Annotated in this window: 8 protein-coding genes; 3 read left to right on the top strand and 5 right to left on the bottom strand. The window is 54.2% G+C overall.

Features of this window, described 5'->3' with window-relative positions; genetic code table 11:
- Window positions 1-217 precede the first annotated feature (217 nt).
- On the bottom strand, window positions 218-877 hold the full coding sequence (locus CXQ93_RS19895; RefSeq protein WP_104112143.1) for a hypothetical protein: 660 nt from the start codon (window positions 875-877) through the stop codon (window positions 218-220).
- Window positions 878-925: 48 nt separating this feature from the next.
- Here CXQ93_RS19895 and CXQ93_RS20810 point away from each other — a divergent pair, with 48 nt between their 5' ends.
- The gene (locus CXQ93_RS20810; RefSeq protein ID WP_181036247.1) at window positions 926-1,069 is read left to right on the top strand and encodes a hypothetical protein; all 144 of its coding nucleotides are present in this window, start codon (window positions 926-928) and stop codon (window positions 1,067-1,069) included.
- Here the strand turns inward: CXQ93_RS20810 and CXQ93_RS19890 are convergent.
- Window positions 1,066-4,377, bottom strand: a complete 3,312-nt coding sequence (locus CXQ93_RS19890; RefSeq protein ID WP_181036245.1) for a type ISP restriction/modification enzyme — start codon at window positions 4,375-4,377, stop codon at window positions 1,066-1,068. The genes CXQ93_RS20810 and CXQ93_RS19890 overlap by 4 nt on opposite strands.
- Window positions 4,378-4,913: 536 nt before the next feature.
- On the opposite strand from CXQ93_RS19890, the gene CXQ93_RS19885 reads away from it, so the two are divergent.
- Both CXQ93_RS19885 and CXQ93_RS19880 read left to right on the top strand, forming a co-directional pair.
- Window positions 4,914-5,540, top strand: a complete 627-nt coding sequence (locus tag CXQ93_RS19885; RefSeq protein ID WP_146073299.1) for a helicase associated domain-containing protein — start codon at window positions 4,914-4,916, stop codon at window positions 5,538-5,540.
- 165 nt (window positions 5,541-5,705) lie between these two features.
- Window positions 5,706-5,921 carry a hypothetical protein gene (locus CXQ93_RS19880; protein WP_104112140.1) on the top strand — a complete coding sequence of 72 codons (216 nt, stop codon included), beginning with the start codon at window positions 5,706-5,708 and terminating at the stop codon, window positions 5,919-5,921.
- A 597-nt stretch (window positions 5,922-6,518) separates the two neighbouring features.
- On the opposite strand, the gene CXQ93_RS19875 is transcribed toward CXQ93_RS19880, so the two are convergent.
- From CXQ93_RS19875 to CXQ93_RS19865, 3 genes are all read right to left on the bottom strand, one after another.
- Complete coding sequence (locus CXQ93_RS19875) at window positions 6,519-8,948, bottom strand: P-loop ATPase, Sll1717 family (protein WP_104112139.1); 2,430 nt, start codon at window positions 8,946-8,948, stop codon at window positions 6,519-6,521.
- 534 nt (window positions 8,949-9,482) lie between these two features.
- A complete protein-coding gene (locus tag CXQ93_RS19870; protein WP_104112138.1) occupies window positions 9,483-10,298 on the bottom strand; it encodes a potassium channel family protein in 816 nt (271 codons plus the stop codon).
- A gap of 113 nt (window positions 10,299-10,411) precedes the next feature.
- Window positions 10,412-10,996: a recombinase family protein gene (locus CXQ93_RS19865; protein WP_104112137.1), complete on the bottom strand. Its 585-nt coding sequence runs from the start codon at window positions 10,994-10,996 to the stop codon at window positions 10,412-10,414.
- Between the last annotated feature and the right edge of the window lie 784 nt (window positions 10,997-11,780).

Genomic DNA, 11,780 nt, shown 5'->3' with positions numbered 1-11,780 from the left:
GGCTGCGGCATAGACGCGGCTCTTCACTGATTGCTCGGCCATGGTGATCCTCTTTGTTAGTCGTAATCGTAGTAGTAATACTACTACGATTACGACTTTTGTCTAGAGACTTGTACCTCTTTCCTCATGTTCACCGCCGCTACGGCTCTGGCATCCGGGCTCGTCGCCCTGCTCATCGGCCGGGGCCGATGAGCAGGGCGACGATGGCTCCGGGTGGTTAGTCCGCGACGGCACCCATGGCCAGTGTGGGCTTGCCACTCTTGGTTAATAGTGGGTGCAAACCTGCACGGGCGTAGATCGCCCGGTGCTTATTACTGCGGGCCTCCGTGTAGACCCCCTCACCTGCAGGCACTACCTGCTCGATAGCCTCACGGGCAAAAGTGAATCCTTCCCAGGTCTGTGGGTACATGGCAAGGTAAGAGACCTTATAGAAGCTGTACCCCGGCAAAGACTTCTTCCAAACCTTGATAGCGGAACCGTTGTCCCTGGATCGAGCCACGTTCATTTCCCCCACGGCAGCAATCATGGCAACCAAAAGAAAAACCAGAAGAACAGCCATCACCACCAAGACGACTTTCAACTGCCCCATACTGGCGACAGGGAGCCAGAGCAGAAGAGCCACGAAACCGGCACAACAGATTACTGCGGCGATGCCGCCGGCCAAGCAGCTGCGCCAGCCGGGCCGGCCGATGCCAATCAGTGCCTTATGATCCCACCGCCACAACTGCCCCTGCACGACCAGCACAAGGACGGAGATCAGGTGCATCGGATAGCCGATCATGGCGCGGCGATGCACACCTTCTCGGTCGTGTTCGGCGGCGAATGCCCGGGCTGCGACCCAGGCCAAAGCCGGGGCATCCCACAATCTAGCCTTCACGATTCTCACTCTTCCCCCCGGCCAGCCGGGGCTTGTTCCAGTGGTGTCATGCGGGCTGCACTCCTGTCGATTGCTTACTCGGCGCGGGTGCGTTGCACCGGACGCAGGGCCGGGACCGGCACCATCCCGGGCTCGGTCCTGGTGCACATTCACTACGCACTAGGGCTGAGCCCCGGGACAGTGGAGACCTAATTCTCACGCCCAGGGAAAATATCCAGTTGACCCTCAGTGCTTGTCTTCGCGTACTTCGGTTTGAGTTTGCTCGCACTGAATTTTACCTTCGAGAGCTCTTTACTGTCTTTGGTAAGGATTGAACTGTCCATGATTCTTTTAAGTAGAGAAGCTTGCTTAGTCTCCAACACCCTCAGGCGCGTAAGGACGATAAGGAGTTCTGTAAGTTCCTGCGACCACTCCGCTGGCCAGACAATCTGGTTAATCTCATCCAGAGGAGAACCCTTACGACCTTTGGGGTTCCGCTGGCGAAACTTGAACCAAAGATCCAAAATTTTGCTACCACCCACGTCGTAGGATGCAACCTCGGGTGCAACATCGTGCCAGGCCCCTGACGTCCCGATCTTAAGAATTTTGGTCTCCGGATCGTAAGATTTTGTTTCGGGCATCTCGCCAACAGCGGACTGGTAGCTCGGCAGAACGCCGTCAAATCCCATTCTGAGGTTATCTCCAAACCGGTCGCGGAAAAGCTCGCCATAGCTGTGTAGCCAAATCACTTCTTCTCCAAGGCGCACGGCTTCGTCCCACAGCTCGTTGTCTGCCGTGAACGGTACACGGATTCCCGGTGTTTCGAGCTCATTGGCAAAGTGATTTGTAAACCCAGTATGCGAGACCACGCCTGCAATGTAGGAAATGGTATCCGCTGCCCCCACTACGGTCCCGAGCACTTGGCCCATGGCCTCAAGAAAGCCCTCCGCCAAATTGGGGCTTCCATCTGGATTAAAAAGGGGTGAAACTCGGCTGGCCCCGTTCGCTCGAAACGCGTCTGTTTCAGGTACCAGTGAACTGAAGGTTAGGCCAGGTCCCGTTGATATGACGTGAGAGTTGGCTTCCATTATGAAAACCTGGCCGGTCACACGCGCGTTCCACAGATCACGGCGCGGCCAAGTTATCACTCGCGAGTCGGCAATTACCCACTGGCGGTCGAACGACCTGTATTGAAACCGCTCAATTGGCGGTTCTAGGAGGCCAAACTCATCCTTCATGCTAAGGCTGGTGTCCAACTTCGTCTCAACCCCTTTCAGGGGGGCAGGCACGGCCGTGAGGCTGGTATTTCTATTCTCCTTAAAAAGCTCTCGCTTGAGCTCTAGCGAGTCCTCATGACAAAGAGCCCGCCAACGCTCTTCGAGGACTTGCCGTGTTGCTCCGATAGGCCATGTTCGGTTGAGCTGGATACCCGATGAGTACCAGGGAAAGAGATCCTTGATGGCAACAAGTGAATCCCAGTCCGCTGCCACAGGAGTGAACGGGGCCGTCCAGTCCGATCGCACGTCCTGCCACACAGGACCATCGAGCTCCAATTCACTGAGGCTCTTGAATTTCATCTGACGGGTGCCCGAAAGAGACGTGAACTTGATCGAAGCCGGAGTCGTCGGGTCAGCCTCAGATTTACGAACGAAGATGCCAATGACTACTGGTGTTTCAATGGCAAACACCGCTGTCTCCGTGGGAGGTCTTTTACCTTCGGGAGTTAGGTCGATCAGCCAACCGTGACTGCAGGTCTTGCGTATGTAACTTCTCATCTCGTCGAATCCTGGTCCGCGCAGATAACCTGCCGCCGTGATGAAGGTAACGACTCCTGCGTCGCCCTCTTTGATACCCTCCAGCGCTGTTGATTCGAATGCCTTCCAAAATGCCCATCGGTAAAAGTACACATACAGGTTTTTCAGGTGCTTCCCATGGGCTCCCGAGGATGGGCTGCGGAAATCGTCCATTAAGGATGATGATGACTTGAGCCCGTTGCCGTTTTCTACCCAGGAGCCTAGCCCTTTTGCCTTCTCCTTATAGGGCGGATTTCCTATAACGACGGTGACGTTCTTCTCCCGCTTCACCTTGTTCGCTTTAATTCCTTGGCGGGCAATCAAACGCAGCTCCGAACTCAGCGAGGCCTGTTTCGCTTCCGGATCGTCAAGAGTGTTGGTAATGAAAAGGTTTAGCCCTCCGTCCGGGTGACGCGCCTTGTACTTGTTCAAGACGTCGGAAACCCGAAGTTCCGCAACAGAGTAGGGCCCAGACTGGATTTCAAAGCCAAACAGGCGAGCCGCAAGGCTTGTGAGCGCTTCAGGAGCCGCCCCAGGACCATGTTCCAGAGCCGCCTCTTCAGCAGTACGCGAAAGAATGGACAACGGAAACGTTCCAGTTCCGACCGCAGGGTCAATTATGTTGACCGAAGGATCCCTAAATTTCTGGGACTTGCCCAAAACCGTTACCAGCACGTCTTCCGTGAGCCGGACCATCTGCTCTACCACTTCATAGGGAGTGTAGTAAGAGCCGGTCCTGCGTCGCGCATCGCCGTCATACTCGGAAAGAAAATGCTCGTACAGGTGCAGGTAGGTGTCGGTTCCCAGACTGCGAATTTTCTGCCAGTCGATGACAGAAATGATGCGAACCAATAGCTGGATGGCCGTAAGCGTTGCTGCATCAAGCTGGTTGGTCAGGGTTTGCAGGGATTTTCCCATAAGCGAGTGTTCATGAGCATCTAGAGCTTTGCCAATCTCATGAAGCGACTTGCTCCTCAGATCAATGCCCTCTGTTTGTGCCAGCAGCAGTGCAAAGGTGATCGTTTGCGCGAATCCGTCTGCAAACTCCGGGTCCGTCGCAAGCGGAAAAAGCGTGCTCCTCCAGTCAGACAACAAGCCAAGAAAAGTCTGATCATCTTTGTCCGCACCAGCCTTCACCCGCCGGCGTTCTTCCTGCAGCCCCTCGTGAATCTGCTCTTTCAGCAGCCGCGTGAGCGGGGCTATGGACTCAACAAGTTTACCCACCGTCCTAATCCGAACTGGCTGCCATGCAAGGAAATCGGATAGGAGTTGCTGGAATGAGGGTACTGGTTTCAGGGCGGCCCCTGCCGCCTGCAAAGTCGCCCCACCAATGAGGTGCACGGGTTGACCTATTGGTTGCCCATTCCGCCACAACCGCCACTCAATACCGTTGGTGTAAATGAGGTTGGGTAGCTCTTTGAGCTTCTGCCACTGCTTGTAATTGTGGGTAGATTTCCCATAGCTCGCTGGGTCCAAAGAAACACCGGGCGCCTTTAGCTCAATATGGCCACTGATCAAACCGTCTACATTTATTGCAAAATCCGGTCTAACGGATCCATCTAGCTCACTAACCTCGTCGTAAGGAACGACCTTACGACCGATAACCGTTCCGCAATCCCTTAGGAGCCGTTCCAGCGGGGCCCTTAACGCGGCTTCTCCCTGTCCCGGTCCCAATTTTTCTTTGCAAGACCGTCCAAATTGCATGACTGCCTCGTCGATTGTTTTCACCAAAGACTCCCCTACAGCCCCTGAGGGCCATGTCCCGGAACCAGGGCTACCCATCACCTAAAAACGATGGTGGGTAGCCGCGATCCACCCCATAATGTTGTTCTAATCTTCGCACCCGGGTCACAAAGCGTAGGTTTCTAACTGTCACACATTCGATACGTGCCGTAGCGAGCACTATCAGAACCCGACAGTCACCAGTTCCTTGGGAGTGTCCCACTCCCAAGGAACTGGGACACTCCCCCATTGAGACACTGCCGATTCGAAACATGACAGGATTCCGCGCCACGTGGCCATCCCAAAAGTTAGTGCCAAAAGTCCCTGCACCTGTCAGCGTGCAGGCCTAAATTTCGGTATGGGGCAAGGCAGGGTATTGGGTATGTGAGCCTCTCGACCACAGAACAAGATCTAGGACGCCAGCTACCGCGCCGGAGTGCGTTGGGATTCCTTCGGAACAGATCCTGGACAAGAACTCAGGGGCACCAGAACAGGCCAGTTGTTCTGGTATCTCGGGCAGTCGGTGGGCTAATGTTGCCGACATGGCGGGCTGGGAAGTATCACGACACCCGGAATGGGACATGATGTACGAGGCCGGTTTGACGGTGCGTGAAATATCCGACCGATGCGATCAAAAACGCAACACCATTCACCTGCACCTCCAAGTCCGCGAGCAGTACCAACCCGGACTGCGTGCCAGACACGAAGCAGCCTTCGCCGCGAGGGACCCCGACAGTCCCACCACTGCCTGGCGCCGGCACATGAAGGAAACCGAAAATTTCTTGGTCACACATGGCCGACTCCCCCAACATGATGGCGACCCGATCGAGAAATCCCTCCACACTTGGCTGAGCGAGCAACGACGGGCCCACCACCGAGGAACACTATCAACACCCAAACGCGTTCTTCTAGACAGCCTTCCCGGCTGGGACGCCTCCCGCCGGCAACTGGAGCTCGACCAACAATGGCTCACCCGGCTCACACAGTTCAAGGACTACATCGCGGCCACCGGCCAGTTACCCAGATACAAAAACTATGAAACCGAGCACGAACACACCCTCGGTGTTTGGCTCCCCGTCCAGCACCAAAAAAGAGCCGAGAAAACATTACGACCGTCCAGACTAGAAGAACTAAACGCCACCTATCCTGACTGGCGCAGCCACACATAGACCGATCAGGCAAGAAAGCAATAGAACGTAGTCAAGTACAGCTAAGTGGCGGGTTCTATTGCTTGAGCAGACCCCGCGTGTGCGCCACCTGCAGCTCTTCAATTTTGGGTTCTCTTGTGGCAGAGTCGAATTGACTTAGTAATCCTTCAAAGGAAGAGAGTTCCCATGATTGAGATGTTGCACAATGCAGGTATCAAGAGTGAGTACGCCTACGCCGGTGGCTTTGCATCCATCGCGCTTTCCCTCAGCTCGTGGTTGGTGAGCCGCGCAAAAAAGGACCATTCCAAAGCACAGTCCGACCGCTGGGGAATCTTTATTGGGCACTGGGCCCCAACGTTCTTCGCCCTCGGCATCGCACTAAAACTCGAAGAGAAAAAATAGCTGAAACTAGCCAAGCTGTAGTTTCAGTGAACCCTGCGCCACTCATTCGATGTGATGCAAGGAAGGGTGCTTCTTCGCTGGGGAGATGGTATCTCCCAGACACCGTTCACTGGCATAAGAAACACCTTTCTGCTGTCCGGCCCTCGACGAACATTGGAACAGTATCCGGCGGTAAGAGCTCGCCGATATGCCCGGGGCCTGAGAATATGGACTAGGTTGCCGTCTGTTTCGTCTTGTAAGCCATGGGTTATGAGGCATCTAGGTTATGAGACACCTGCATGAGTAATTTCAGGATATCTGTACAGCCCCACGCGAACTCACATGTTTCTACATGTCCTCGAGTGACGTCTTGCCGATTTCCTCGGACTGGGTGGCCGAGTAATCTACCGATTGTAGGGCCCGCTGGTAAAACCTTGAACGGAAGATTTCTATCGTAATTAATCCCAAAAACCATTTATGAGGTTCCGGTCGGTGCCGAGTATGAAAAAGTACCATAGGTGTTTTGCCAAGACTACCGAGACCTCCAGAAACAATCGATCTGGGCGGTCTAACATGTGGATATATTAACGTCGCCCCGTGCGAAAATCTCCTGAGATACTAGGAGCCTCCGGTGCCTGCGGCGTCCAAATCCAATGTCATATCGCGTATGTCTGACGTATGTAGGTCATCGTCTCGGACGTCGAGGTAGTGTCTGAAAGCCGGATGGATACGAAACTTAACGGGTCTATCTAGCCGTTTCGAAAGCCTCTGGGCTAGTTTCAGTTTTCGACGCGCAGCTGTTTCCCCTTCGACGTGAACAAAGTCTCCATCGGCAATCTCTATCCCAAGGAAGGAAGTCTTTATTAGCCAGGACTTAACTTCATCCGGGTCGTGAACTACTTCAGCTGGGCCATGAACGACCGACAACGCCTCATGTAGTTCTGTCTCGTCCATAGTCGAATCCATACCAGCGAACTCGTACAAGATCTCTTCCAGATCAAATCCCTCAGCCTCACTTTCCACCACCAGCGCCTCAATAGCGAACTTCGAGTACTGGGCCTCCGCGAGCACAATGTCGGCCTCTTGTATCGATTGGTGCTTTCTATTTATCGCTGTGGTTAGAGCAGCGTTGGCGAAGTAGATTAGATCTCTCGGTCGAGGCAGTGTCCGCCATAACATGTAGTCACGGGTTGGCGTCCCCTTTACCTCAGGCACGAAGACGTCGTTCCATACTTGAGCGGCATTGACGTGATTTTTGCCTTTGATTTTTTTGGCACCATATCGTTCTTCGAGGACGCGCGCCAAAAGCTCCTGGTCATCCCAATGTACGGAAAGCTGTCCGATCTTGTCAGGCTCTCTAGCGAACGAAGACATAACATCGAAGATGTCTGTCCTTAGGAAGACGCTAAGCGTCAAGCTGACAGATGCGCTGTTCCTGTCGCTCTGGACAAGTTCCTTTTCCATCTTCCCGCTTGTGGTCAGCAGGGAGAGCAGAAACTTGGACATGAGCTTATAGTCAGTACCGACTTCCCAAGCTTTGTCGAGGTTGTCGATGAGCACGGCGACTCTACCAAATTCGTGCAATGCCGCGCGAAGTGCCGCTTTCAGGTTCTTCAGCGCGTGAACCCTGATACCGTCTGCGATAGTCTCTTTTTCATTTTCCGATGAGCCCGGATTCTTGGTCCGGAGATTTGCAACCACTGCTTCTAAGCGGTCGGAAAGATCGCCATCAAGATCGATATCCAGGTTCTCGAGCTCTAACTCTAGAGCGCGAGTAGGCGTACCTTCGGGTATCCCCGCGGGTTTTTCACGCGCAGTCTTAACAGCGTGAATAGAAATTTCGGTATAGATGAGAAATGTCCACAGGTTTGAAAGCAGATAATCAGACGAAGATGTGGTTTTTAGTCCAGCTAGGAGTTCCATTAGCCCTGTGAGCTCGTAGGAAGACGGTTTAATAGGAACGACCAGGTTTCGTCGGTCCTTTTTGAGTTCAACAACGGCCTGCGCCATGGTGGCTGACTTGCCGGTGCCCTTGCGTCCAACAAAGACCTTGGCTGTGCCATCGAGTATGGCCCTGAACTCACTTGTCTCTATGAAGTAGTCGTTGAGTTCTTCGACTTCATACTCGGCGACATACTGCCCGAAAGACCGAATGGGGAGCTCAATATCGAGAGCGAGCCGTCCAAGGCGTTTGTTTGATCCCGTAGGTTTCGGTAAATCCTCAAGCCAACGGCGTACGTGCTCCTGGAGTGAGGCGGAGGTTGGATATACGAACAGGAGATCCTTAAAATCAAGTGGTGCGGTGTAGCCGCTCTCAACCACCATAAGTAGCGGCAGATCTAGTCCGTACGCCAAGCCTGCTAAGAAGCTGGCCCTAGCATTGTGTTCGCTTGCGCGTACGCGGTTTGGAGGAAGTAGATGGAATATAGCTGCCGATGATCGATAGATCTCACGGACGTAAAACTGTAGGGGCGCAAGTCCTAAGTCGTCGCTCGATCCGAGGACCTTAATCGTTGTATCCCGCTCTAGCATTTTACTTAAAGAAGCTGCGGCGTTGGTTTTGATGGGAAGTGCGGGGGCAAAGATGGCACTGGGTTCCTTGGCGCTGGCACCAGCAAGCAAAGTGTCGAAGAGTTTAGGCTCTTCCAGATCCGGTCTTTGGGTCAATATTCGAGCAGTCAACTCTTCCGAATTTCCCTTGTACCCAAAGCGGCCCACGGTAGAGAGAAGATCAAGATCACTCCAAACCCTCAGGGCGCTCTCGTCTGTCTCATCTAGGATCAACCAGAGAACCTTGTTCCTACTTAAGGCATAACCTGCTTCAAAAAGCACGTTGCTGTTCATCGTGCTGACATCCGCAACGACGGCCGAGGACGCGTCAATTCCTTCGCATATCGTTGCAATGAGCAGCTGGCCTTCGATTGCCAGGCTCTCCCAGCCGTTTGCTTTTACCCCCCGCTCATTGAGAGCGGAGATGGCAGCCCGGAGAGTCTCAGATCGGAGAGGTGGGTAGCCTGCGTATGCGAAAAATATGCCTTCTGATGCCATGAGATCATAATCTCACGGTTATTGGTCATACCTGTGTCGGTCAAAAGCTTGGCAAGTCGCCTCATAGCGGTCGACACTGAAAACGTGTCTTTCGCAGCCGTGACAAGCGCCTCTTCGTCTGCGGAACGGATCTGGCAAAGATCTCGGTCGAGCCTCGCCCGACAACTCTTCCAAGCAGTCATCGCTGGCCAAGACATCTCCCAACTGGTTCTCAACATAGACCCACGCGGCTGTCCCGAAAGTCGGCCACTCCTCCGGCTGGATCGACTCAGAATCTGCTCACTAAGCTCACCAGAATTGTATGGGAATCCTGAATCCTCTGGTTTCCTTAAATCCCACCCATTTGATGTTCGCGAATTGGCATGCCCAAACTTGGACACGCTTGGTGTTTCATAACTCTAGGGATAGGAGACGTCTCACCAACGTGGCATCCACTGCGACGGTGCTGCTCCACCTTTTGCCGTCTCGCGCTAGTTCGTTCATGGCGACGATTCTTATATCTATGTCTCGAAACTTTCAGTGCGAATCGCTGTATCAATCGTTAGTTTCGAGACACATTGAATCGGCCGAACAGCTAGCTATTCCATGCGACGCGATGGCACTAGGATGCTCTACTTCGCTCTTGGAGGCTACCGTTGAATTTTGGGTACCAGTGGCACTACTTATTTCCCGTCGCAGGGCTTTGATTTCTTCGTGGAGCAGTTCTACATGCTCAACTGTCAGAGACTGGGTTTGGACGTCTTCGGCTGAGACCTTATCAACTAACCAGCTCGCTAAAGTCGCGGTGACAGTTCCGAGCAGTGCTATGCCACCAATCATGAGTCCGACGGCGACGAGACGACCTGTGGTGGTGACTGGGGAAAGATCACCGTATCCAACTGTTGTGATCGTGACGACGGCCCACCATGCCGCGTCTGCAAAGGAATTGATGGACGCTTCTGCTGCAGTTTTTTCGGCTTCGTACATTGCTAGGGCACCGATATAGGTCAAGAGCGCGGATGCGGCAATGACATAGGTGACTACACGTCCGCGCAGGGCGTTTCCAGCGACTCGTTGGAGCACCCCTATGAGAGTTACGAGTCGCAACAGCCGTAAAGGGCGCAGCATTGGCAACACTACAATCGCCAATTCATGTATATGCCTGAAGAACCAGTTCAAACGCTGTGGCGCCAGCCACAGGGAGATTCCATAGTCAATCAAAAATAGTACCCAGGTGGTCATCATGAACCAGCCCGCTATCTGGGCTACGGACTCCGATGCCAATACTTGGACAGAATAGGCTGCCAAGAACAGGACTGAAATACAGATTAACGGCCACTCGGAGAAGCGTTCCCATTGCTCTAAAGTCATGACGGAAGCCTATAGGTTCCCCATCATCCTCAAGACGGTGATAACCGGGTACATAAATTCACGCTATGGACGTTCCTATGTCACTCCGGCCTGATCGATGGAATGCTGTGGATCTACCCCGCAGCCTCGCCGGCACGTTTAATGGCGCGGTAGACGGTGGAACGGGCAACTCCGAAAAGCTCTGCAATTTCAGCCGTCGTATGCGTTCCTGCTAGGTGAATCGAAACCAAGAGTGCTTCTTGTGTTTTGGACAGCTTGGGCTGCTTACCTCGCAAACGTCCTTTTGCTTTGGCGACAGCCATCCCCTCACGAGTTCGTGCCCGGATCAGATCTGCCTCAAACTCTGCAACCATAGCCAGAACATTGAAAAGGAGCCTACCCACAGGATCAGTAGGGTCATGGACGGAACCACCGATACTGAGCTTGACCTCGCGACGGGTGAGTTCATCAACGATGTCCTTTGCATCGCGCAGCGACCGGGCCAGACGGTCGAGCTTGGTCACCACGAGTGTATCCCCGCCCCGGCAGGCTGCCAGTGCTTGCCCAAGCCCAGGACGGGCCCTGTTGGCGCCGGTGAGGCCCTGGTCGGTGAAGGTCTTCTCCGGTGACACCCCCATAGCAAGCAAGGCGTCTTTTTGGGCGGTGAGGTCTTGGTCAGTGGTGGATACGCGCGCATATCCAATCAGGAGTCCAGTCATGGTTTTCGAGTGTACCGTTTACGCCCCCTTCACCGGGCTTTTTCTCGGGCGGGTCATACGGGAATCTAATGCCTGCGGAAACTAGCGGATTCCAAAATTTCAGAAGGCGTATGCACACGCCCCGGTGGTGGACCCCCTTCCGGGACGATCAAAAATGTCATTCCGGACAGACCCCTAACGGGACGACGACTCTGATTCGGTAGCCAAAACTAGTGCTCTACCTGGTTCCTGTCGCGGGCAAGATACACAGACGAAGTCGATGACGTGTGGCTAAGAGTCGCAGCTCTCCGTGTCGACTTTTCTCGGTTTAGGTGTTCGCCGCGGCTCCAAGTGGGTCAGTTGATTCTCGCCCCTGGGTTAGCGAAATGCTCGGCTGATCGCGCTGCCAGTCTGGAACAGGGTGATCCACGCGAGGAATTTCTGTATGGGTCGTAACGGCAATGCGACGAGACTCCGCCAACCATGGCGTCGAGACCACGACTTAGTGATCCGGACCTGGGTACCACCGGTTGTGTTCACCAAGGTGAACTCCGTCAGAACCGAACTGCTTCGGGCAACGTCGGGATGCGCGAAGCTCCACACAATCCTTTCCGGTGGGTGCGCTGCGACGAGTTCAATGCTGTGGCGGCGAAACTGGGGCTTTATCTTCACCGGCTTCCCGTCTGGGTGACTTGTGGGTGCGATACCCTGCCAGACCGCACCTACCGTCGTTTCCTGTCCGCTGTGTTCGACGGAACCGATGCTAGGTTCCCACTCGGGGACGCGTGTCGGGTCTGCGAGGAAC

The sequence above is a fragment of the Arthrobacter sp. N199823 genome, from assembly GCF_002929705.1.
Classification (GTDB): domain Bacteria; phylum Actinomycetota; class Actinomycetes; order Actinomycetales; family Micrococcaceae; genus Specibacter.
The sequence above is the reverse complement of the archived record's forward strand: the minus strand, read 5'-3'. Positions and strand labels throughout refer to the sequence as shown.